Source organism: Nocardia huaxiensis, from assembly GCF_013744875.1.
In the GTDB taxonomy this organism is placed as follows: Bacteria; Actinomycetota; Actinomycetes; order Mycobacteriales; family Mycobacteriaceae; genus Nocardia; species Nocardia huaxiensis.
Window position 1 is genome coordinate 4,531,123 of the sequence record NZ_CP059399.1, and the last position, 24,566, is coordinate 4,555,688.

Annotated in this window: 14 protein-coding genes; 6 read left to right on the forward strand and 8 right to left on the reverse strand. The window is 69.0% G+C overall.

What is annotated here, in order from left to right:
• Window positions 1-38: 38 nt before the first annotated feature.
• The 5 genes from H0264_RS20450 (at window position 39) to H0264_RS20470 (ending at window position 8,887) form a co-directional block, all read left to right on the forward strand.
• Window positions 39-1,217 (forward strand): sensor histidine kinase, encoded by a 1,179-nt coding sequence (locus H0264_RS20450; RefSeq protein ID WP_181579031.1) that lies wholly within the window; start codon window positions 39-41, stop codon window positions 1,215-1,217.
• A complete protein-coding gene (locus H0264_RS20455; protein ID WP_181579032.1) occupies window positions 1,214-1,870 on the forward strand; it encodes a response regulator in 657 nt (218 codons plus the stop codon). Before H0264_RS20450 ends, H0264_RS20455 begins: the two co-directional genes overlap by 4 nt.
• 225 nt (window positions 1,871-2,095) lie before the next feature.
• Window positions 2,096-2,362: a hypothetical protein gene (locus tag H0264_RS20460; RefSeq protein ID WP_181579033.1), complete on the forward strand. Its 267-nt coding sequence runs from the start codon at window positions 2,096-2,098 to the stop codon at window positions 2,360-2,362.
• A 92-nt stretch (window positions 2,363-2,454) separates the two neighbouring features.
• Window positions 2,455-5,412 (forward strand): tetratricopeptide repeat protein, encoded by a 2,958-nt coding sequence (locus H0264_RS20465; protein ID WP_181579034.1) that lies wholly within the window; start codon window positions 2,455-2,457, stop codon window positions 5,410-5,412.
• Between the two features lie 418 nt (window positions 5,413-5,830).
• A complete protein-coding gene (locus tag H0264_RS20470; protein ID WP_181579035.1) occupies window positions 5,831-8,887 on the forward strand; it encodes an ATP-binding protein in 3,057 nt (1,018 codons plus the stop codon).
• Between the two features lie 241 nt (window positions 8,888-9,128).
• On the opposite strand, the gene H0264_RS20475 is transcribed toward H0264_RS20470, so the two are convergent.
• The 6 genes from H0264_RS20475 to H0264_RS20500 all read right to left on the reverse strand — a co-directional run bounded on the left by H0264_RS20475 (window position 9,129) and on the right by H0264_RS20500 (window position 20,470).
• A complete protein-coding gene (locus tag H0264_RS20475; protein ID WP_181579036.1) occupies window positions 9,129-10,349 on the reverse strand; it encodes a hypothetical protein in 1,221 nt (406 codons plus the stop codon).
• Window positions 10,350-10,522: 173 nt separating this feature from the next.
• Window positions 10,523-15,022, reverse strand: coding sequence for an SbcC/MukB-like Walker B domain-containing protein (locus H0264_RS20480; protein ID WP_181579037.1), 4,500 nt, complete (start codon window positions 15,020-15,022; stop codon window positions 10,523-10,525).
• Window positions 15,022-16,431 carry a TIGR02678 family protein gene (locus H0264_RS20485; RefSeq protein WP_181579038.1) on the reverse strand — a complete coding sequence of 470 codons (1,410 nt, stop codon included), beginning with the start codon at window positions 16,429-16,431 and terminating at the stop codon, window positions 15,022-15,024. The genes H0264_RS20480 and H0264_RS20485 overlap by 1 nt, the downstream gene beginning before the upstream one ends.
• Entirely contained in the window at window positions 16,431-17,996 is a 1,566-nt protein-coding gene (locus tag H0264_RS20490; RefSeq protein ID WP_420832103.1) for a TIGR02677 family protein, read from the reverse strand. The genes H0264_RS20485 and H0264_RS20490 overlap by 1 nt, the downstream gene beginning before the upstream one ends.
• Window positions 17,997-18,303: 307 nt before the next feature.
• Entirely contained in the window at window positions 18,304-19,077 is a 774-nt protein-coding gene (locus tag H0264_RS20495) for a DUF2127 domain-containing protein (protein ID WP_181579040.1), read from the reverse strand.
• A 25-nt stretch (window positions 19,078-19,102) separates the two neighbouring features.
• Window positions 19,103-20,470, reverse strand: coding sequence for a helix-turn-helix domain-containing protein (locus tag H0264_RS20500; protein WP_338040086.1), 1,368 nt, complete (start codon window positions 20,468-20,470; stop codon window positions 19,103-19,105).
• A 16-nt stretch (window positions 20,471-20,486) separates the two neighbouring features.
• Between H0264_RS20500 and H0264_RS20505 the strand changes: the two genes are divergently transcribed.
• Entirely contained in the window at window positions 20,487-20,792 is a 306-nt protein-coding gene (locus H0264_RS20505; protein WP_181579041.1) for a hypothetical protein, read from the forward strand.
• Here the strand turns inward: H0264_RS20505 and H0264_RS38690 are convergent.
• Together H0264_RS38690 and H0264_RS20520 are read right to left on the reverse strand one after the other, a co-directional pair.
• Window positions 20,694-23,492 (reverse strand): AMP-binding protein, encoded by a 2,799-nt coding sequence (locus tag H0264_RS38690; RefSeq protein WP_244975887.1) that lies wholly within the window; start codon window positions 23,490-23,492, stop codon window positions 20,694-20,696. The two genes, H0264_RS20505 and H0264_RS38690, sit on opposite strands and share 99 nt — an antisense overlap.
• A gap of 71 nt (window positions 23,493-23,563) precedes the next feature.
• Window positions 23,564-24,457: a PAC2 family protein gene (locus H0264_RS20520; protein ID WP_181579042.1), complete on the reverse strand. Its 894-nt coding sequence runs from the start codon at window positions 24,455-24,457 to the stop codon at window positions 23,564-23,566.
• Window positions 24,458-24,566 lie beyond the last annotated feature (109 nt).

Consider the following 24,566-nt stretch of genomic DNA (forward strand, 5'->3'; position numbering starts at 1 on the left):
GTACGCGCGGCCGATCCGATTCCCGCACAATGACTGGAATGCGAAGACAGTGGCTGGCGGACGGGTTGCTGACGGCCGTGCTGCTGCTCGGCGGGCTGTGCGCTTCGGCAGGGCTGTCCGGACCGCCCGGGCCCGTCGACATTCTGGAGTCACCGCGCCCGTTCGGCCTGCTGGGCGCACTGCTGCTGGCCGCCGCGACGCTGCCGCTGGTGGCGCGCCGGCGGGCGCCCCTGGCGGTGCTGGCCGCGCATCTGGTGGCGGCGATTCCGTACCACGCCCTGGAGTTCCAGCACGAGGTCGTGGTTCCGGCGACGATCGTGGCGCTGTACACCGCCGCCCGCTACGGCAACCGGCGGCGCACCCTGCTCATCATCACCGGGGTCGTCACCTTCGGCCTTCTCGGCATCCTGACCTCACGGCGCGGCGGTGAGAATGTCGCGCTCGAAGCGTTCGGGGCCATCGGCTGGATCGTGCTCGCCTGCGTGGCGGGGGAGGCCGTACGCCTGCAACGGGCCTACGTCGCCGAAGCCCTCGATCGTGCCGAGCGGGCCGAACGCAGCCGCGACGAGGAAGCGCGCCGCCAGGTCGCCGAGGAACGCCTGCGCATCGCCCGCGATCTGCACGACCTGCTCGCGCACACCATCACCGTGATCCAGGTGCAGGCCGGCGTGGCCTCGCACCTGGTGTCCGAGGGGCAGTCCGATCGCGAAACCCTCACGGCCGCACTGGATACCATTGCCGACGCCTGCTCGGACGCGCGGGCGGAGCTGACCGCTACCGTCGGGGTCCTGCGTGCGCCCACGGACGAGCCGCGCGGGCCGCTGCCCTCCCTCGCGCAGCTGCCGAACCTCGCGGAGCCGGCCGAAGTCGCCGGAGTCACTGTGGAATTCACCATCACGGGGGCGGTCCGACCGCTGCCGCCGACCGTCGAGCTGGTGGGCTACCGCATCGTTCAGGAGGCGCTGACCAATATCGCCAAGCACGCCAAGGCATCTCGAGCCGAAGTCGCACTCGACTATCGGGCGGATCGCCTGGTGGTCCGGGTGGCCGACGACGGCCCGGACGCCGCCGCGGTCGACCGGAAGGCGCACGGCCGGGGGTTCGGCGTCCGCGGCATGATCGAACGCGCCGAGGCGGTCGGCGGCCGAGTGGAGATCGCTTCCGGTGCAACGGGGTTCACGGTCCGTGCACACCTGCCGGTCACGGGTGCGGCATGATCCGAGTGCTGCTGGCCGATGATCAGGCGCTGGTTCGCGGCGCCTTCGCGCTCCTGGTCGCCTCGGCCCCCGATATGGAGGTGGTGGGGGAGGCCGCCACGGGGCGGGAAGCCGTTGCGCTGGCGCGTAGTTCGCGCGCCGATGTGGTGGTCATGGATATCCGCATGCCCGATCTGGACGGCATCGCGGCCACCGCCCTGATCGCCGAGGACGAGAATCTCGCCGGGGTGCGGGTATTGGTGCTCACCACCTACGACACCGACGACAATGTGCTGGCCGCGCTGCGGGCCGGTGCGAGCGGGTTCCTCATCAAGGACACCAAACCGGCCGCGCTGCTGGAGGCCATCCGTACGGTGGCCGCGGGGGAGGCACTGCTGTCGCCGAGCGCCACCGCGGCTGTGATCGCCCGTGTCCGTGCCACTCCCGATCCGGCGCCGCGCCCGGCGCTGGACGCGCTCACCGATCGCGAACTGGACGTTCTCGTCCGCATTGCCCGGGGGCTCACCAATGCCGAGATCGCCGAGAACCTCACGGTCAGCCCGCTCACGGTGAAGACGCATGTCAGTCGAATCCTCGCGAAACTCCTTGCCCGCGACCGGGTCCAGCTGGTCATCGCGGCCTACGAGGCAGGGCTGATCACACCGACCGGTTGACATCTCAACCCATATTTTCGGCCGATCCGCCGAATCCGCACCGCATCTCGTTTACCCTGGTCGCGCACGGAACGTGTTGTGCGTCAGCACAACCCGGCAGACCGTGCCGCGCACCCTGATGAACGGATGGCACCGGACACCTCGATGTCCCCTCATTCACCGCTGCGCAGAGTTCACTGGTTCGGCATTCTTGAGCACGGCACACTTCTAGCAACGGAGGCATTGGTGGGCAGGCAGGCCAGGAAACCGCAACGCGCCGGATACGGCACCCTCGCCCGCCAACGACCGCCCATTCGCCGCATCGCCCGCCCCGCACCACCGCGCGACGATGTCTGCAATCCCGCCTGGCTGCTCCTCGAACTGCCCACCGCGCTGCTGCTGGCCGTCTTCGTCGGCACCGGCTGGCTCGGCTACATCCAGACCTCGGGCACCCCGGCCCAGCCGCGCCCGGCGGTCGTGGTGCCGGTGGAGGAGCATCCCGAAGGGCGCTGAGGCGGCGTCTCGCGCCACGGTGAACCGGCCGGGATGTTCCACTAATCGGGTGCCCGGCTGGCGCATAACGCGGTCCGCGAGATCATGGACGCGTGAACGGTGGAGTGACGCGTGATGACAACCAGCAGGGGAATTCCGCACGAGTGGATTTCGCGGCCGGAGTGGTCGCACTGTTCGCGGCTGCCGGCAATCCCACGCTGCAGCGCGTCGCCACCGCCTCGGAACGCCACCTGCGGCTCACTCGCGGCGCGGGGCGCAAGACCACCAATCTGGTTCCGCGGATCAGTGATTGGCGGGCCGGGCGGAATCTGCCGTCGCGCTTCGAAACGTTCCATCCGGTGCTGCTGACGCTGCTCGAGCTCGCTCGCGCCAATGGCGGCGCGGTTGCCGTCGAATTGGCCGATGTGGCCGCGTGGCATCGGCTCTGGACCGATGCGCAGAACGAGGGCGCGCCGCGGGCGGCCGTGGTGAACACGCTGCGCCGCGATATCGGGACCTTCGTCGGACGCGACGGGGAGCTGAGCCGGCTGCTCGCGTCGGCGCTGCCGGGGCGTGTGGTGTCCATTCACACCATCGACGGGATGGCGGGTGTCGGCAAGACGGCGCTGGCCACCCGTGCGGCGCATCTGCTGGCCGATCGGTTCCCGGACGGCCAGTACTTCGTCGAGCTGCACGCCCACACGCCCGGTCAGACGCCCGCCGACCCGGCCGACGTGCTCGGCACGCTACTGGTCGACTTCGGTGTGGATCCGCGGAACCTGCCCGAAACCCTTGCCGCGCGCCGGAATCTGTGGCGCGACCACCTCGCCGGTCGGCGCGTGCTGCTGGTGCTGGACGACGCCCGCGACCACGATCAGATCGAACCTCTGCTGCCCGGCGGCGGTGACTGCCTCACCCTGGTCACCAGCCGCCGCCGGCTCGTCGCCCTCGACGGCGCGGCCCCGATGGCGCTCGGCGTGCTGGACCCGGCGGCGGCGGTGGAGCTGTTCTCCACCCTGTCCGGGCACGATGCCGCCGACACGACCCGGGCGATCGTCGACCTGTGTGGATATCTGCCGCTTGCCATTTCGCTGCTGGCGGGGCGGGTGGCACATCATCCGAACTGGACGCTGGACGACGTCGTGGTCGAATTCGCCGCCGCGCGTGCGCGATTGGACGAGCTCGACAGCGGGCATCGCGCGGTGCGCGCGGCCTTCACGACATCCTATGAGCGGCTGCCCGAGAACCGCCGTCGGCTGTTCCGGCGGCTGGGCGCGCATCCCGGACTGGATATCGACGCGTACGCCGTTGCGGCCCTCGATGATACGACCGTGGTGCAGGCGCGCCGCGAACTCGAGGCGCTGTATGCCGAACACCTCATCGACGAGACCTCCTACGGCCGCTACCGCATGCACGACCTGATCCGCGCGTACGCCCAGGAGCTCATCGCGCGGGAGCCGGGGGATCGCGACGCCGCGCTGGACCGGCTCATGGACTACTACCAGCACACCGCATTGCGCGTGGTGCATCGCGACACGCGACCGGCTGTCGCCCAGCGGGTTCCGGAACATCCGGACCTGTCCGCCTTCGACGCCGCGCTGTCCTGGATCCGGGTCGAGCGCGCCAACCTGCTGGCGTGCCTGACCCACGCGGCGGCGGACGGCAGGCTGAGCAGGGCCGTCGACCTCACCGCGGCCCTGGTCGCCGAGCTCGAATTGCACGGCGCCACAGCACAGGCCGTGGCCATGCATGAGCGGATGAACGAACTGGGACCCACGGTGAGCCCGCAGAACGCCGAGGTGCTCGCGCTGAAGGATCTGGGTGCGGCGGGCTACCTCGCCGAGGACTATCCGGCCATCGCGGCCCTGCTGTTCGAGGCGCTGAAAAGGAATGCGCCGGAGGGCGATCCATTCTTGACCGCGAAAGCCCTGCGCATGCTGTCCAGAGTCCGGATATTGGCGAAGGACTTCCACACCGCCGTCGACGATCTGCGGCAGGCCCGGGAGACGCTGCGCACCGTCGGGGATCGTCACGGCGAAGCCGCCGTGCTCAAGGAGCTCGGCTGGGCCAGCCACATCGTCGGCGACTACGCGGGCGCGGCCGGTGAACTGCGGGATTCGCTGAGCCTGTTCGAACACCTGGGCGCCAGGCCGGGGGCGGCGGCCGCGCGTCGCGCCCTGGCGTGGGTCGAGTGGCTGCGCGATGATCGCCGCGCCGCCGTGGAGCTGATCAGCGAGGCGGCGCGCATCCACCGCGAGCTCGGCCGGCGCGCCGACGAAGCCGTCGATCTCAGCATGCTGGCCTGGTTCCATCACCTGTCCGGCGACTACCCCCGCTGCGCGGCACTGCTGCGGCAATCCCTGATCATCCACCGGGACACCGGAAATCGATCCGCCGAGGCGTTCGTGCTGAGCAGCCTCGCCTCCGTCGACTACACCACGGGAGATTACGCCACCGCCGTGGACCTCGCGCAACAGGCGCACGCGCACTATCGCGCCCTCGCCAACCCGGCGGGCGAGGCTTCGATGCTCACCATCCTCGGCCGAATCCGCTGCGCCCAGGGCGAATACGACAGCGCCGACGCGTCGACCCGCGAAGCCCTCGAGATCTACACCCGCCTCGGCACCATCACCACCGGCCGCGCCGAAGCCCTGAGCAGCCTCGGCCGAATCCGCCACCGCACCGGCGATCACGACGCGGCCGCCGACCTCCTCCACCAGGCCCTGGCCCTCTACGGCACGATCGGCCACCTCCCCGGCGAAACCGAGACCCGCAACCGCCTCGCCGCCCTCCAAGCCGAATCCGATCCCGCCCAAGCCTTCTCCACCTACCAGCAGGCCCTGCGCCTGGCCGAGGCCATCCGCAACCCGCTCGAACAAGCCCGCGCCCACGAAGGCCTGGCCCACCTCCACCTGCGCTCGGGCGAAGAGCGGCAAGCGATTTCGGCCCTCACCATCGCCGTGGACCTCTACACCCGCCTCGGCGCCGCCGAAACCGCCTCGGCCACCGCGTTTCTACGGCGGCTGCGCCCGGAAAAGGGGACGGAGCCGGCCCGAGCGCTACCATCCTGACCAGCCGCCGAGGGACCACGATGCCATCCGCCGGTAAAGGCCGGCGTGCTGTCCTTTCCCCGCGGGTCAAGCGCCCGAGTCGATTTCGGCGCGCAACGCGGCCGGAGCTTCTCGGCACTGCCTCGATGCGGGCGGAACCCGGTTCGGCCGCAGCCCTTCCGTAGCGTCCGCAGTTGCATGACGAGGGCGGGACCGCACGAACCCAGCCGACGTAACCAGGCCGACAGTCGTTCGGACCGGAATGCGATGTGGTGCCGCCGGTATCTGCCCGCCCGGCGCACGGCGATCTCCTCGCTGGTCGGGGCCCGCAACGGTGCTCGGACTGCGGACCGCCGTGGACCTGCCTCGGCCCGGGCGCCGGGATACCTATCGCTCGGGGCCCGCTGGCACGCAACGACGTTCGCGAGATCATGGGCGGGTGAGAGATGACGCTGTAGGCGAGGAGAACCAGTTGCCGGGGAATTCCGCGAGATCGGAGTTCGCGGCGGGTCTCGTCGCCCTCTTCGCGGCCGCCGGCAACCCTACGTTGCAGCGCGTCGCGACCGCCGCCGAGCGACGTCTTCGGCTGACGCGCGGTGGCGGGCAGCGGACCACCAAACTGGTGCCGCGGATCAGTGATTGGCGGGCCGGGCGGAATCTGCCGTCGCGCTTCGAGACCTTTCAGCCGGTGTTGCTGACGCTGATCGAGCTCGCCCGCGCAGGCGGTGGGCAGGTCGCCGCGGCCTCGAACCGCGCGGAGTCGGCCGGCGCCGCCGAGCCGACCGCGACCGGAGCGGCCCCTGCCGCCTCGAAGGCCACCGGTGCAGCCGTTGCCGGTGTGGCCTTCGAACTGCTGGATGTGGCTGCCTGGCATCGACTGTGGACGGCCGCGCAGGACGAGGGGGTGGCGCGGGCGGCGGTGGTGAACACCTTGCGGCGCGATCTCGGCACCTTCGTCGGACGGGACGCGGAGCTGGGGCGGATCCTCGCGGCGGCGGAGCCGGGGCGGGTGCTGTCCATTCACACGATCGACGGGATGGCCGGGGTCGGCAAGACCGCCCTGGCGACCCGCGCCGCGCATCTGCTGGCCGAACGGTTTCCGGACGGGCAGTACTTCGTCGAACTGCACGCGCATACGCCGGGGCAGGTGGCCGCCGATCCCGCCGATGTGCTGGGCACGCTGCTGCTCGACCTCGGGGTGGATTCCCGCAGTCTGCCCGAAAGCCTGGCCGCGCGGCGGAATATGTGGCGCGACCAGGTATCCGGCCGGCGGGTGCTGCTGGTGCTCGACGATGCTCGCGACCACGATCAAATCGAACCGCTCCTGCCCGCCGGGGACGGTTGCCTCACCCTGGTCACCAGTCGCCGCCGGCTCATCGCCTTGGACGGGGCGTCGCCGGTGACGCTCGAGGTGCTCGATGCGCCCGACGCCGTCGAGCTGTTCGCCGCCCTGTCCGGGCGTCCCGCGACGCGCGAGACGGCGGCGATCGTCGAACTGTGTGGCCGTCTGCCGCTGGCGATTTCGCTGCTCGCGGGGCGGCTGGCGCATCATCCGCGCTGGACGCTGGGCGAGCTGATCGCCGAATTCACGGCCACCCGTGCGCGATTGGACGAGTTCGACGACGGCGGGCATCGGGCGGTGCGGGCCGCCTTCACCACGTCGTACGCCCGCCTGCCCGCGGATCGGCAGCGGCTGTTCCGCCGGCTCGGCGCGCACCCCGGGCTCGATATCGACGTGTATGCCGTTGCCGCACTGGACGACAGCACCGTCGCGGAAGCTCGCCGCGCGATGGAGGCGCTGTATCTCGAGCACCTCATCGACGAGACGTCCTACGGCCGCTATCGCCTGCACGACCTGATTCGGGCGTACGCGCGGGAACTCATCGACGAGGATCCGATCGACCGCGAGGAGAGCATTCAGCGGGTGCTGGACTACTACCAGTACACGGCCTTGCGGTTGGTGCACCCCAGGCGCGGGCTGTCCGCGCCTGCGCATGTTCCCCGGCGGCCGGACCTGTCCACCCCTGCGGCCACGGTCAACTGGATCCGGGTGGAACGCGCGAACCTGCTGGCCGGCCTGGCCGCTGTGGCCGCGCGCGGGCAGCTGGCCCGGGCCGTCGACCTGGCCACGGCGCTGGTGGGTGAGATCCGCCTGCACAGCACCTGGCCGCAGGCGGTGGCCATGCAGCAGCGCCTGGCCGTCTCCGGCGACACCATCAACCCGCACGACTCCGAAACCCTGGCCTTGAAGGATCTGGGCGGCGCGGGCTATCTGGCCGAGGATTACGGCACGATCTGCGCACTGCTGATCAACGCCATGAAAACCACTGCCGGGGAATCCGATCCGGCCCTGCACGCGGAAGCCTGGGCGATCCTGGCCCGCACCCGCATGCTGACCGGCGACTACCGTGCCGCCATCGCCGACGTCGGCCGGGCGCGCGAGCTCTACCGCACCATCGGCGACCGGTACAGCGAGGCGCGCATGCTCAAGAATCTGGGCTGGGCCTGCCATCTCACCGGCGACTACGCCACCGCCGCTGCCGCCCTGCGGGATTCGCTGACCCTGTACGGCGCGCTGGGGGATCGCGCCAACGAGGCGTCGATCCTCGGCAGCCTGGGCTGGGTGGAATGCCTGTCCGGCGATCGCGCGGCCGCCACCGAGCCGGTGCGGGCCGCGGCGGCCATCTATCGCGAGCTGGGCCGCCGATCCGACGAGGCCTTCCACTACTCGCTGCTGGCCTGGCTGCACCACCTGAACGGCGAATACGACGGCGCGGTGGAGCGATTGCGGCAGGCGCTGGCACTCTACCGCGAGACCGGCGACAGCTCGGCTCAGGCTTTTGTCCTCACACACCTCGCGTACGTGCACGAGATGCGCGGGGAGTACCCGCTGGCGTTGCGGGAGGGTGAGCAGGCCCGGGAGGTCTACCGGGTCGCCGGCAATGCGGCAGGGGAGGCGTCCGTACGCAATATTCTCGGCAGAACACTGTGCTACACAGGCGAATATCACCGCGCCGAGGAATCGATCCAGCAGGCGCTGGCTCTCTACAGCAGACTCGGCAATACGATCGGTGAGGCCGACGCCCGCGGCAATCTCGGCCTGCTGCACCGGTTCCGCGGCGAGGACAGCAGCTCCGGAGACCTGCTCGCCCAGGCGCTACAGCTCTACCGCAAGGTCGGCCACCGCACCGGCGAGGCCGAAACCCTCAATCGCCTGGGCGTCCTGTACGCCGAATCCGATGCCACACAATCCCTGTCGACCTTCCAGGAAGCCCTGCGGCTGGCCCGCGAGATCCGCAGCCTGCTCGAGGAAGCCCGCGCCCTGGAAGGCATCGCACACCACCGCATCCGCTCCGGCGAACCCGGCGAGGCGCTCGCCGACCTGGACCGCGCCGTAGCCCTCTACACCCGCCTGGGCGCGGCCGAAACCGCCTCCGCCGAGGAATCGCTACGCCGTCTGCGGTCTTCGGTTTCCGGTCCGGAAAATCCGAAATAGCCCACTATCAGCCCGAACGCTCCGATCTCGCCCGCAGCGAGTGTCGTTGCCGCACAACGGCACATAGCGTGTTCGGCGTACCGGATGGGACCCGGCGGAAGTCATCGAGGGGAGGGTCTCATCCGGCACAAGACTTTCGGCGGGCAAGACTTTTCAGCGGCAGCCCGCGAACGGATCGCGTTGCATGGGGCTCACGCGTCCGTGATGCCCCGGCGCGGGTGAATCGCGCCGGGGCACAGGATCAGTCGACGGTGGCGCCGTTGCGGGCGCGGGAGGCGGCGCGGGCGCGGCGGCGGGCGGCCTGGAGTTCGGCGAGTTCCTGCTCGAGGGTTTCGGCGATGCGGAACTGGCCGGTGTCGTAGACGTTGAGCGGGGGAACCGGGTCGGTGAGGTCGGCGAGGGGGGATTTCTCGACCGTGTCGTCGATCTCGGTGACCTTGCGCGCCTTGGCGGTTGCCGAGGTGCGGCGTTCCTTCTCGGCGGTCTTCGGGGTGTCGGCGGCGGGGCGCTCCGGTTTGGTCTCCGGGACGCTGTCGACCACGGTGGCGTCGGAGTACTTCTCGGATTCGGCGGGTGCGGCGGGCAGGGCCGGGGTGGGGACCGGCATGGGGGCCGGGCTGCGGGTCGGCCAGCTCACCACGGGCGGCTGCATGGTGCGTCGTAGCTGTTCGGCCGGATCCGGCAGATCGCGGATCTGATCGGTGGCGCGGACGATGGCCAGGCCGTAGCGCGCGGCGGCCGAATTGTGGATGAGCAGCGCCACGCCGATCATGACCGGCGCGATGGCGTGCACGGCCACCTCGTACCAGGCCCCGGTCTTCAGGTACGGGTACGTGTTGAGTGTGACGGTCAGGGCCAGCAGCGCGAATTCGGCGACCACGACCTGTTTGCGGCTGTCGATCACACCCCACTCGGCAACCTTGTTGGTGCCGATCATGATGATCACGAGGCAGACACTGATCATGCCCTCGAGCAGATAGCTGAACCAGAACAGCGGATCGCTCGCACCGCCCGGAGCGATGTTCTGCTGGACATTGACCGCGGACCAGAGCATTCCGGCCGCGACCACGCCCGCCAGGGCGCGCTGTGACCACGCCCGATGCTTGTACAGCGACGCCAGTTTGGCGTGCGGGCTGGATTCTCGCCGTTGGGCGGCAATGGCTTTGCGAGCGACCATAAGGTCTTTGATGTCCGCTTTCTCAATTTCTTCGGTGGTCTGACGGGCTCGGTCGGCGGCGCTCGCAGCCGCCTCGGCGTGTTTCCAGCGCTGTTGGCGATCCTGTTCGCGGATGCGTTCGGCTAGCTCGCGTTCGGCCTGGAGTTCGTGCTCGGCCAGGGCCTCGGTGAGCGAGGGGTCGAACTGGTACGCCAGCCGGCCACGGGCCTTCTCCACCCGCCGCGCAAGCTGACCTACCTCGTCGTCCGCGGGGTGGTCCCGGGTGTTGTCGAGTTCGTTGGTCACTTGGACCTCCGTCCATGGAGTTCCGATGGCTGGCAGGTGATCTCGGTACGGATCGGCACGGAGAACATTTTTAGTCGATGAACCGCCATTGGCGAAACTGTTGATTTGCCGATGCGCCAATCGTTACGGCGTGGCGCGCCGCGACACGCAGAATTGGCTAACCCGAAACACGACTACGACGTGAGTTCCAGCTCCGCGTCCAGGGGGATTGCACCTTCGAGACCATGCGGCAGACGGCGGCGATTCGGCGATCCGAGGGCCGAGGCGAGATCCGAGCCGTCGTGCTCGGCCAGCAAATCCGCGGAATCCCACACGAGCAGCGTTGCGCTGACCGTGTTCTCGGCCGCCGAGTGCGCCAGATCGTAGTGCGCGCAGCCCGGCACATGCGGGTAGGTGATCCACAGGTCGTATCCGGTCATGAACAGATCCAGGTCGAATTGCACTGAGAGTCCGAGAAGTTCGCTTCGCCCGTTGTCGTCGACGCCGGCGAAGGCTTCGTCCAGGGCCAGCAGGCGCGGGGCCTGCGGATCGGCCGAATCCAGCATCACGTGCGCGGCCGCGAACAGCGGCAGGTGCAGCGACACCGACTGCTCACCACCGGACAGGGCGCTGTGCCGGGCGACCGTGAGCCGGTCCTCCGTGCCGTCGGCGGTGATGATGGTGAACGAGAATACGCGCCACGCACGGTAATCCAGGGTGGTTGCCAGGATCTCCGGGAAGGAGCGTTCCGGATGCGCGGCGCGGGCCGCGCGGATCTCCGCGGCGAAATGCGCGCGAATAGTGGACAAATCGTCCGCGCTGAGTTCGGTGGCGCCGCGATCGAGCAGCTTGCACACCGCGCGCGCCGGTTCGGGGAGCGTGTCGGCGAGCACCCAGTGCACGCCGATGGTGTTGCCCGAGGACATGTGCCGCTGCTTCATCTCGTGACCCATGCGGGAGATGAGTTCGCGTGCGTCGCAGGTGCGTTCGTAGATCTGCTGGGCGAGGCCGGTGAGCAGCGCGTCCTCCAGGATGCGGCGCTCGGAATCGGTGAGCAGCAGTTCCTGATCCCGGCGCGCGGCCGCGATGCGTTCGGCGAAATCGGCCACGGCGGACAAACCGTGCTCGTCGTGCACCTGCACCACGGTGAGTCCGTCGGCCGCGTCCCAGTGCAGCCGGTAATCCTGCCGCGAAGCCGCCAGTGCCGCATCGAACTCCTGCAAAGCGGTGGTGACAGCGGTCCGCGTCGACTTGCGCGCCGCCTCACCCGCCCGCACCGAAGCCGTTGCGGCGGCCAGATTCTCGAACAGCGTCGCCACCTCGTCGGGCAGCACCTTCAACTCCTGCTCCGGATCGGAGTTCTCGATCCGATACAGCAGCTGCTCCGGCGTGGACCACGCCGCATCGCTGCTCGGCCACCGGCTGTCCACGGGCGCGCCGAGCAGGCTCAGCAGATCCGCCCGCGCATAAGGCGCCAAATGCCGCACATCAGCCAGCAATTCGGTCAAAGCGGTCCCCAAGGCCGCATGCGCCGCCCGATGCGCCCCCTCTGCCGCACCGACGCCCTCGATAGCCTCGTGCGCCGCCTTCCGCGCCGCCTTCTGCTCGGCCCGCGCCGCATCGATCTTCTCCCGAGCGGTCTCCAACTCCCGATCGATATCGGCGGCCCCCGCCCCGAGCGCCTCCCGCAAGGTCTCCAGCTTCCGCAGCTGCTCCTCATACCCCGCCTTGGCCGCTTCCGCTTCCTCCGCAAAGGCTTCCGCGAGATCCCGCGCCTCCAGGAGCCGATCACTCGCCTCCCGAGCCCGCTCGTTCTCCCGCAGGTGATCTCCGCGCAATCGCAACAGCGCGGTCCCGGCATTCTCGAAATGCCGTACAGCGGCAGCCAGCGCATCCAGCTCGGCAGGATCCCTGGGCGCGCGATGATCCGCGGCGATAGCCCGAACCTTCTTGTCCGCGGCCGTATATTCCGCCACGGCCTGATCGAGATCCCGCTCCGCCTGCGCCGCGGCCTCCGACCGCGACCGCAACATGCCCGCCGCCTCGGACACCGCCCGCAGCGCCGCAGTCACGGCGGTGGTCCGCGGAAGCGCCTTGGCCGCAGCCGAAATCCGCGCCAGCTCCTCGGTCGCCGCCTGCTCCTCGGCCCGCGCATCCCCGGCAGCGGCCTCCGCCGCCTCGATCGCGGCCGCCAGCTCGGCCAGCCGCAACTCACGCCGCCGCGCCCGCGCGGTAGTGCCGATGAACTCCGCATCAGCCTTGACATGCCGACCGACCTGCACACCCTGCCGGTAACGCCCATCGGTCGCGACAGCGATTCCGGCTGCGGCCTCGAGCGCGGAAAGCGGCTGCACAGCAGCCATGTCCGGCGCCGTGGCGGTGGAGCCGCTCGTGCCACTGTCTGAAATTGCTGTGTGTGACTGCGATTTCTTCGCCTGGCGAGCGGAACCGCCCGGAGCGGTGGTGATGTCGTGCAGCGCGATGGACGAGAGGACGTCGGCGACAACCTGCCGGGGAACGGTCAGCGCGTCGGAATCGTCCTCCACGACAAGTACGTCGGCCAGAGTGGGACCGGTCGGGCGTTCCTTCGCGGGCAGCGGCACCAGGAACTGATCCGAGACATGGTCGGGCAGTTCATCCGTGGCGCACACCCAGGCGTCGAGGAGGTTCGCTGCCTGCAGTGCGGCTTCGATGCCTGCGGCGGCCTCGGGCGTCACATTGTCGGCGAATCGGACCAAACGCCAGAGCGGCGCGCCGGGCAGGTCGGCGCGCGCATCCTTGCGGGCCGCGAAAGCGGGTGGCGCGTCGTCCCGTTCGGCCGCGACCTGTTTCTGCTCGGCGCGCAGTTCGGCGGCCCGGTCAAGGGCGGCAGCCGTGCGGCTGCGCGCCTCCTGGCGGCGGGTGCGGATCTCCTCGGTGAGCGGCTCTGTCCGCTCCGCCAACACCTCGGCGGGGGTGGCGGTGACTCCAGCCGAGCCGGCACCGGATGCGCCGGGATCGCCTGCCTGCATCGCGGCCCGGGAATCGTTCTCGGTGGGCGCGCCTGCACCTGAGACGGTGTCGGTTGCTGCGGCGGAGCGCTTGCCGCCCTTGGTCTTCGCCATCGCGGCATGGGCGGTTGGGGCCGTGCTGTGCTCGGTACCGGCGGTGGCCAGAGCATTGTCGAGGGCTTCGAACAGGCCGTCGCGGATGGGGGTGTAGACGTCGCGGTGGGTCTCCCACCAGTCGCGCAGGGAGGCGGCGGTTTCGGAGCGGGCGAGGGTGACTTTCGCTTCGGCCTGGGCGAGTTCGGCGGCGGCGGCTTCGCGGAGTTCGGTGGCGCGCTGGGTGGCTCGTTCGGCGCGGGTGCGTTCGGTGACGGCGGCGTCGACGAGGGTGAGGGCGCGGCGGACGGCGCGCACGTCGGCGTCGCGTTCCTCGGCGTGCGAGCGGACGGTGGTGGTGAGCTGGTCGGCGCGGGCCTGTTCGGGCAGGGCGGACCAGTTGATGCCGGCTTCCTCGGCGGCGGAACGCAGTTCGTCTTCGCCGCGGGCCAGGGCGGAGGCGGCGTGGGTGATGGTGGCCTGGGCGCGTTCGGATTCCTCGGCGCGCTGGTCCACGGTTTGACCGGCCTTGGTGGCTTTGTCGCGGTGCACGGCGGCGGAGGCTTCCAGGCGTTTCACCGCGTCGGCGAGGTCGTCGAGCTGCTGTTTGCCTTCGTAGGCGCTGGAACGCTGGAGGGTTTCGCGATCGGAGAGAGCCTGCTCGTAGGCGCGGTCGGCGTCCTCGGCGCGGGTCTCGGCGGCCGAGCGTTCGGTGTCGCGGCGCTTGCGCAGCGCGGCGGCCGCATGCAGGGCGGTGCCGGCGTGGGTGACCGCGTCGAGCCGGGTGCGGACCTGGTCGACATCGGTCTTTGCTTGCACCGCAAGGTATTTGCGATAGACGCCGACGAAGGCGCGGGTGGCGGTGTCGGCCTGCACCAGGCCCTCGAGGGTGCGGCCGACCTCCTCCATATCGCTGAAGGAGCGGGCGGCGTCGAGGATCAGCTGTTCATCGAGGGGCCGCAGACCGTCGGTGAGCGCCTGCGAAAGTCCGCGCGGGTCCAGGTTTTTCGCCAGCTGCGGGCGGCGCAGCGTGAGGATCAGGTTGATGAGCTGGTCGTAGCGCTGCTGTCCGAGCCCGAACATGCGCGCGTCGATGGCATTGCGGTACTCCACCGGCCGGTCCACGATGGCGTCGCCGCCGATCTGCTCGGCCAGCTGCTTGCGGGTGAGCGGCCGATCGTCGGGGCCGAGCAGCGAGAAGTCCACGCCCACCCGCCCGTCGGCGACGAAATACCAGCGGGTCACCTTGTCGGAGGAGCGGGTGGCGCGCATGCCGATGCCGATGGTCACCGTCTCCGGGTCGCTCCAGCTGCCGCGCGCGAACTCCATCCACACATACGAGTAGGCCGATTCCTGCTTGCGGTACAGCAGGTTCGACTTCATGGTGCGCTCTTCACCGGCGAACGGGTTGAGCCGCCGTGGTTCGATGCGCCCGTCGAACACGAACGGGAACAGCACTTCGAGGGCCTTGGTCTTGCCGGAACCGTTGGGTCCGCGCAGCACCAGTCGCCCGTCGGCGAAGCAGAACTCCTGGTCCCGGTAGTCCCACAGGTTGATGATGCCCGCGCGGGTGGGGACGAAGCGGACTCCACCGTGAATGAGGTCTGCCATCAGTTCCCGGATCCCTTCTCCGTGGAATTCGCGTCCGAGACGCCGACTTCCGTTGCTGAGACGAACAGTTCGGTTTCCGCGCGGGTGCGGATGGTGACAATGGCCCCGCGATAGCGGGCCAGCACCGGGAGGATCAGCAGCCCGCCGTCCACCAGCTCGACCAGGCGCAGCTTCTCCAGCAGCGACACCACCTCGGCGGTCAGGCCGGGTACATCGGCCTGCCACTGTGCGGCGAAGGTATTGCCGTAGCGGCCGGTGAGCATCTGCACGGTGTCACGCACCCAGGACGATTCGACGAATGGATAGTCCGGAATCTCCGGTTCCTCCGTCTCGTCCTCGGAATCCTCGTGCGGGGCGAAGATATCCACCGGATCGGCGAGTGGCGCGAACACGGTCCCGGACGGGATGGCGCTGTCGAGCTGCTCCACGAGATCGGTGAACGGCCGCTCCGGACGCTCCCGCCGCGCCACCGGATTGTCCAGATCCATCACCAGATCGGCGATCTCACCGGCCAGCAGCAGCGCCACCTGCGCGAGCGTCCCCGTCCCCGGGAACCGCATATCGGACAAGCGTCCCGAACTGTCGATGAGCGCGACCCCTTCGGCCCGCCGCTCCCCACGCAGCCCGGTGATCAACTCGACCTCGCTGACCAGCTTCTCCTGTTGCAACAGCGCACGTTCGGCGGCCTCGAGCTCATCGGCGTAGACGACCGGCAGCTCCACCAGTGCGCGGCGCACCTTGCGCGCCGCCAATGCCTGTGCGGGGGAGCGGGTATCGGCCCCACCGGCCTCCTCACCGAGCAACCCGGTGACGCTGTGCAGATGCTGTAGCGCCCGCGGCGGCCGGAACAGCGCGAACACCACCGACCTGTCGATGTCGTAGAGCGCCTCGCCCGCCTCCGGATCGCTGGCCCACCCACCGGCATCACCATCGGCGAGGGTCACCGCCCCGCGCGCCGCCAGCCAGCCGATGGCGTCCACGAACGCATCCCGATCCCCGGCCCGATCCGGCGCCAGCTCCAGCCCGTCCACCCGCTCGGTGTACGCGGCCACCTGATCGGCCAACTCCGACAAGGTGATCTGATCCCCGGCCCGCCCCAGCGCGGCCAGCGCCAAGGCCAGATACGCGTACCGCCGCCGATCGAACACCCGATCCCCGACGGTCCGCGCGGGCCGCCCCGAATCCAGCTGATCGAGCACCGGGAACAGTCGCGCGGTCGTCTCGGTGACCTCCAGCCGATACCCGAACAGCTCGGCCAGGTCCTCGCGCAACTCCGTCGCCCACCGCCGAATCAACGGCAGCGCAATACGATCCGGATACGTGCGCGTGATGAGGTGGTTGGCCAGGACGACACGCGCCGCGCGCTGATAACTGTCGAGCGCCAGCGAATCGATGGACCGCGCGTGCATCAGCCCACCCCCGCCGCGTCGCCGATGGCCGAATCGCCGGGCGGTGCCGTAGTGGCCGCCTTCGGTCGTCCCGCGCTCGCTGCTTTCGCCGCGCTCGAACCCCTGCGCGCGGAAGTGTTCTCGCGCACGGTGAGCTTGCGGCCATTGAGGTGCAGCAGGCCCCGCGCGGTGCGGATGACCGTGGAGCCCTCGCATTCGGAGACGGTGAGGGTGACGCCATTGTCGGTGCCCGACGTGCCGGGGACCCGTCCGCTGACGGGCACCCAGGCGGTGGAGGCGGCGTCGATGAGCTTGAGCAGCACCTCGGTCTCGCCCTCGTTGAGGACGCGGTCGTAGACATCGTCGGCGGCAAGGGATCTGGCCGCCTCAGCGCGGGCGCGCTGCACATCCAGCTGGGCTTGGCGCAGGCGGCGGATACCGGCGTCATTGCGCTGCAATCGGGCGGGCGCGCCCGGTGTGGGTGGTCGCCCGGTTTCGGCGAGGGTGCGCGCGATCTCCAAAGGCGGTGCGTCCCACCAGGATCGAATCGCCGGGATCACATCGGCGTCCGGATGCTGCATGGCCAGGTGTCGCGGCCGCCCCAGCCCGAACACCGCGTCGTAGAGCGCGTGCGCGGCATCCGCCGTGGGAGCCGCCGTGAACCAGCCCGCCAGATGCCGCAGCGCGGATTCCCGGCTCACCCCGCCCTTGCGGGTCTCGGTGACGCGCCGCAGCAGCGACAGCACGGCGGCGATGGCGCTCATGGTCGCCTCGCGCAGCCGCTCGCATTCGGTGAGCCCGGTGTCCCCGTCGGCCACGAACCAGGCCCGCAACCCCTGCCAGCGGGCCCGCCAATCGGCTTCCCGCTCGGCATGATTCAGCAGCACCCGCTCGTCGACGCGGGCCGCCCGGTCGATGAGGTCGTCGACGCCGGTGTCCTCCACCTCGAGAATCGCGGTGGCCAGGCGCGGCGCGAACCGCGCCAGATCCATCGAGAACTCGCGCATATGCGCCAGCAGCGCATCCTTGTGCGCCAGAAACGCTTCCGGCGTCGCCTCGGTGGTCCGCACCAGATCACCGAGTGTCAGATAGAAGTGCGCGGCCCGTTCCGCCAGATCCGACAGGGCGCGATCGAGGCGGTTGAGCACGCGATACACGCGCGGCGCATCCCCGGTCCGATTGGCCTCGGCGAGCGTGTGCAGATCCGCCAGCAGCTCCGGCAGCACGAGCCGCGACAGCGCGGCCTCGTCCAGCCGTGCCTCCAGCACATCCGACACCGCCCGATACGCCTGATACCCCGCCTGCGAGAACTGGTACACGAAATGCCGATTCCGATACTCGGCCAGCGTCGCCGCCCGCGTCCCGTCATAACTGCGCTCGAGCACCCCCCACTGATGCAACTGCTCCAACAGCGGTCCCACCTCGGTAGGCGTCAACCCCGGCGCCCCCGGGCAACGATTGAGCGTCTCCACCACGTCAGAGGCGTGCAGCAACACCACATAGGCGGCCCGCGCCGTATCGAAAGCCCGCAACACCCACAGGTAATCCCCCCGTTTCTCGGCCGTGGCGAACGAGAACAGCCGCAGCCGATCGGCATGCGGGATCTCCTCGGCACCGCCCCCGTCGGGGTCGGGCAGCAATCCGTCAGCGGACTCGGTCACCGGGGAGAGATTAGTACTGCCTCCCGACCGGTTCGGAATTGCGCCGGGTGTCGGCGCGCCAGACCCGGAACATTCACGCGATTCCGGCATGAATCCTGGTCGGCTGTGGCCCACGGCACCACCTCGCGTGGGCAGCGCGGCCGCGGCTGTCCTCGCCGCCCCGGCGATCACTGCGATTGTGGCGTGATCGAGCGGTAGGTCGTTGCCCAGCAAACTCGTTGCGAGAGTCGATTCAATGGAGCTGTGCCGAATCGGCCGCCGCGGCGGCGCGTTCCACGGTGAGCAGGCTCTCCGTGTGGTGCTCGGCATGGTAGGCCCGCGCGCCGCCGTTGAGGCCGAACAGGCGCTTGGACCAGAGCAGCCAGAGGATGGCGGCCAGGTTCACCACGAGGGCGCCCACGCGCAGGACGGTGATCTTCTCGGTGAGTTCGTAGATCTCCAAGGGCAGGAAGATGCTGGTGGCGATGACCGCGAAGTATTCGCCCCAGCGTTTCACCAGCCAGAGGCCGGTCGCCTCGATGATCTGGATTGCGGCGTAGGCGAACAGGGCTGCGGCGACCCAGGCCAGGGTGGTGGGGGAGAAGCTGAAGGCCTTGTCGATCCATTGGATGATCTTGGAATGGTCTGGGTTCCAGCCTATTTGGTCGGCGAGCTGTTTGATGAGCGGGAACTCTTCCTCCCACTTGCCTTTCCAGCGGTCCTGGGAGCCGCGCAGTTTCAGGACGCCGAAGGCGAGCAGGATCAGGACCAGGGCGCGGAGCAGGCGTTCGGCGGCGAGCAGGCGCATGATGAAGCGGTCGCGGAGCAGGCGGCCGCGAGGGACTTCGGGGGCATTGTCGGCGGGGCCGTGGCCGCGGGGTGCGCCGAGGACGAAGTCGCCGCAGCGCAGGCAGCGCCAGGTGTCGCCGGCGGGTGTGGTGACGTGCAGGCGGGCGGCCAGCTCCGGTTCGTCCGGGGCGTAGGTCTCGTGGCCGCTCGCAGCACATTTCCACAGACTGAAGTCCATGAACCGGAGAGTAGCTGGCGGGACGCTATCCGGCGGCGAGGGCGCGCAGCTGGTCGAGATAGCTGCGCGTGCGGGGGTCGCCGGGGAAGCGTTCGATCATTTCGCGGGCCGTCTCGCCGGCGATCCACATGAGCGAGGGCAGCGAGCGGCGTTTGCCGGCAAACGCGCGCAGGCCCTCGTCGAGGGCGAGTTCCAGATTGCGTTCGCGGACCGCGACCACCGCGAGAGTGAGGTGCGCTTCGGAGACGCGCATAGGTTTGCGAATGGAGCCGTCCGGTCGGGTTGCGCTCAGGATTACTTGGCGCGCATAGTTTTCCGCTTCACGATCATCTCCGGCAACCCTGCAGCAGTCCATGGCGTAGAAGTCGAACTTCTGCGGATCGACCACGAAATGATTGTCCACATTGGCCGGATGGTCCAATTTGTCCAAGATCGAACGGCCTTGGGAGAGTGCCTTTTCCACTTCGCGGCGATCACCCAGGCGTGCCCACGCCTTGGCTCGTTGCGCGGCCAACTGGACGCCCACGCCCAGATTGCCGGTGCTGGCGTATGCCCCCTCGGCGGCCTCTATGGCCCCGCGGTAGTTGGCCTGTGTGAGAGCGAACCAAGCGGCCATTTCGGCACCCCAGCCGATGATTTCGGCATGTTCGGCCTCCTGGCCCAGCGACAGTGCCGCCCGGCGGGTCGCCTCGGCCGCCGTGCGCCAGCCCAGGTCGTAATCAACGCAACCGACCAGTAGGGCAACCCAACCCGCAAGGACCAGTACCTCTCGGTGCTGCGCCAGCGTAAGTCGGCCGTCCAGTAGGGAAGTGATGCGCCGCAACCACGCGGTGCCCTCGGCATGCAATTCGTGCGGGTCACAGCACGGATACTCCGAGCACAACCGATCCGCGGTGATGCGAATGGCGTCGAGCGTCGCCGAGGACACATCGGACATCCGCAAGCGGCCGATGAATTCGAGCGTGTCCATCCCTGTGGCCGAGAGCAACTCGTCGTCCCGATTGGGCCTGGCCTTGGGAAAGAAGGCCGCGGTCACGGTGTCGAAGGCCGCCGCGATGATCGGCGCGTAGAAATCGTCGGGGCGCGATTCGCCCGATTCCCAACGGCGCCAGTTGCGTAGCAGCGTGCTGTCCGTCGGCAGATTGTGGCTGGATTTCCCCCGCATGGCGCGTACCGCGTCGGCTTGTGACCACCCCCGAGCGTCGCGTTCGGAGCGCATTCGGACAGCCCAGACGGGTCGATCGTCACTACCGGACACGCTCTGTAGTATCTCACCAGTTAACGCCGGATGGACCCGGATAGGGCACGCGGATGTCAGTGGGTTGACATCTGCAATTGCATCTTCGATTTCGTCAAGCTTGAGATGGGCACACTTCAGAACAGCGATCCCCAATCCAACGGAGGTTCGGGTGGAAGCGTTGATCTATGGGTACGTGCGTGACGATCTGGCCGATGGCCGCAGCGAAGAGCTGGAGAACGCCATGACCAGCCTGGCCCAATCCGCTGGATTGTGCTTCGCCGCCACGTTCCATGAGTCGACCCCTGGCGATGGCACCGCGTTTGCGGAGCTGACCGCCGAACTCAAGCGTGCCGATGCTCACCATGTGGTGGTGCCGTCACTCGATCACCTTGCCGGCCAGACGATTCCGCGAGATATCCTGATCGCGAAACTGGCGCACGAGGCGGCCGCGCAAGTCTGGGCCGTGGAGCACTGAGCCTTCCGGCCGCGCGCGTGCCGGTCGCCATCCTCGCAGTTCCCGCTTATCCCGCGCCGTAACGGCACCCCGTGTCAGCGCCATGAGTCGCGCGGCCGTGACCCCGGCCGCCAGCGACGCCACCAGCGCGAGCACCCGGTGGTCCCCGAACAGCGGATACACCTGCCAGTGCAGCAGGTAGGCGAACAGCGAGGCATCGGCGAGCACCGCCGCCATCCCGGCCAGCAGTGCGGGCACCCGCACCGACGGCAACCAGATGAGCAGCAGCAGACCCGCGAGAATCATTCGCTCCCGGTCGGTTTCGCCGAAATAGCCGGGCACGGTCAGCAGCGCGACAGCGCTCAGCACCGCGCGCTGCCCGGTGGTCGTGGCCTTGGCCGCTGCCCAGCCGAGCAGAAAGAACCACACGGTCAGCGGCGAGAACGGCACATCGTGCGCGGTGTACAGGTCGAAGCTGCGATACCGGAAAATCAGCGCCGCCCCCAGCAACCCGAGCGCGAACCAGAACGGCGCACGTCGTTCCAGCATGTCCGCGAACGGAATTCGCAGCAGCAGCGCACCCGCCAGCATGAAATACACGGCCACCTCGATGAACCAGAGGTGCCCGGCCGTCGGTGAATCGTGCGGCCCGAGAATCTTGTTGAGCAGCAGGACATTCTGCCACCCGTAGTAGTCGGTGAAGGCGAGGGTGCCCAGCACCCAGGCCGCCGTCGGCGCGGCGATGAGACCGACCGTTCGCAAGGTATTCCGCATGCGCTGCGGAGCGGGCGCCGCCGTCACCCCGAACCGGGCGAAGTTGAACCCCGCCACCGCCAGCAACACATGCGCCCCACCCCACAGCACGAAAAGCCCGATATGCGAACCGAGTACGGCAATGATCCCCAGTGCCCGCAGCAGCGTAGAGGTATCCAGCGACCGCCCGAACCGCCTGCGGCGCCGCGGCAACCCCTCCAATTCCGCCACCGGCATGGTCTGCCAATTCGAAGGCAGTTGCCCCAGCGCACGATCCAGCCGCACCGACAGCGCCACATAGGTCAGCGAATCCCCGCCGAGATCCGCGAAACTCCGCCGCGGATCGATCGCCCCGACAGGTAACCCGAGCGCGCTCGCGAACAGCGCTCGAACACCGGCGGGGGATTCGGCAGCCGCACCGCGCAGTCTCCGAATGGCCGAATAATCCGGTTTCCCGCTGGGAAGGCGGGGGATTTCACGCACCATGCACACGCGCACGGCGGATTCGGGCAGTCCCGCGAATCTCGCAGCCAGCTGGGCTATCTCGGCTGGGCCTGTCATCCCGGCATGTTCTTGGCCGGGATCCACACCGGCGGAGGAATCGTCGGCCAGTGTGGATCCCGGCCAAAAGCGCGCCGGGATGACGGGGCTCGCCTTTTCCCGGCGGGTGTCGTGCCGAATCCCCGGCGTTGTGATCGGGCCGGAGGCATTTCGCTGTACCGCGACGACCAGGGTTTCGGCGTCGTCGGTGCAGTGGGCGGTGAATCCGGCTGCGGCGAGGCCGGATTCGATGCGTTGCAGGTCGATGCGGAGGCCGAAGATCTTGGCGAAGCGGCTGCGGCGGCCGATCACTCGGTAGAGGCCGTCTTCGGTGCGGCAGGCGAGGTCGCCGGTGCGGAGGGCGGTCAGGGTGGGGCCGAGTGAAAGATCTTCGGGGGATTCGGCGTAGCCCATCATGATGTTGGGACCGTGGTAGACGAGTTCGTTGCCTTCGTCGACCGGTTCGAGGGTGAAAGAGCCGCCAGGGACCGGGATTCCGATGCAGTCGGGGTGCGCGGCGGCCAGATGCGGTGGGAGGTAGGCCATTCGGGCGGTGGCCTCGGTTTGGCCGTACATGACGTAGAAGCGGCGGCCGGCCTGCTCGGCGAGGCGGGCTTGGTGGCGGACCTTCTCGGGGGCGAGTTTGCCGCCGGCCTGGGTGATGTAGCGCAGGTTCGGCAGGGGCAAGCGCTCGAAGTCGACGCGGTCGAGCAGGTCGAAGGTGTAGGGGACGGCGGCGAAAGACGTTGCGCGGTGGTCGCGGAACGCAGCCCAGAACTCCGGCTCCAGGACCGAGCGGCCGGTGAGCAGCAGGCTCGCGCCGCGCAGCAGATGACTGTGGACGACCGAGAGGCCGTAGCAGTAGAACATGGGCAGGGTGGTGGCCGCGCGCTCGGTGTCGTCGAGGCCGAGGTATTCGGCAATGGACGCGGCATTGGCCAGCAGGTTCCGGTACGACAGCCGCACCAGTTTCGGCGACCCCGTCGAACCCGAGGTGCTCAGCAGCAGAGCCAGTTCCGGATGCAGGGTGTGCGCGGATCCGGTGCGGCGCAGCAGGGGTTCGGGGATCGCCGCATCGTCGCGGGGTTCGACGACGATATCCGGGTCGTAGGCGCGCAGCAGGTCGTCGCTGATCGAATTCGTCAGCAGCACCACGCAACCCGCTTCGAGCGTGCCGAGATAGGCGACGAGTGAGCCGATCTCGTTGCGGGCAGCGAGGACCGCCAGTCGGCGCACCGGCGACGGCTCGGTCGCCCCCGATTCGCCGCCGGTCCCGAGCGTCGAAATCCGTTCGGCCGCGAGCCCCTTCGCGAACTGCTCGACGAGGGCCGCGAGCTGCGCGTACGTCAGCTCGCGGCCGTCGTCACCGATTACCGCCGTGCGGTCGCCGAATGTGTGCAGATGCGCGACGATCCCAGGCGAAGTCATTGAGGGTATCCTAACAACGGTGGTCGCCGGATACCTCTGGGACGCCTGGACGAAACCTTTCGGCGAGTCGGTTACAGCCCGAAGCCCCCGCGCCCACGCCGGCGCAGATACTTCTCGAATTCGGCGGCGATGGCATCCCCGTCGATCTTGGCCATGGCGTCGTTGAGATCGATCTCGGCGTCGCCGCGCTCCTCGAGCGAGCGCACGTACTCCGCGATCTCCTCATCGCCCGTGGTCATCTCGTTGACGGTGGACTCCCACTCCTCGGCCTGTTCCGGCAGACCGCCGAGCGGAACCTCGACATCGAGCACGTCTTCCACGCGATGCAGCAGCGCGATGACCGCCTTCGGGTTCGGCGGCTGCGACACGTAGTGCGGCACCGCGGCCCAGAAGGAAATGGCCGGCACACCCGCGCGCACGCAGGCATCCTGCAGCACGCCGGTAATACCGGTCGGTCCCTCGTAGCGGGTCTGCTCCAGGTTGAACCGCTCGGCCGCTTCCTTGCTGTAGGCGGTCCCGGTCACCGGCACGGGCCGGGTGTGCGGGGTGTCGGCGAGCAGCGCACCCAGGATGACCACGGTGGACACCCCGAGCTGTTCGACGAATTCGAGCAGGTCATTGCAGAAACTGCGCCACCGCATATTCGGTTCGACACCGCGCAGCAGCACCACATCGCGATCGGATCCGGGCGGCGAGCACACCGAGAGCATGGTCGAGGGCCACTGGATCTCACGCGTGACCCCGTCCACCTGACGCACGGTGGGCCGGTTCACCTGATAGTCGTAGTAGTCCTCGGAGTCGAGTTCGGCCAGCGGTTGCGAGTCCCAGATCAGCTCCAGATGTTCGACCGCTCCGCTGGCGGCATCGGCCGCGTCGTTCCACCCTTCGAAGGCGGCGACGAGCACCGGATCCCGCAGCGTAGGCAGGTCCGAATCGGGTGGCACCGGGGATTCACTGGCGTTCACCCGGTCAGCCTACGGTGTGCGGGGCCCAATTGCCCTACGCTTCGCTCCGGGCGGTTCGCGGCCCCCGAAGTCTCGATTCTTCCCTCCTCCGCTCCTCCGCTTCGCTCCC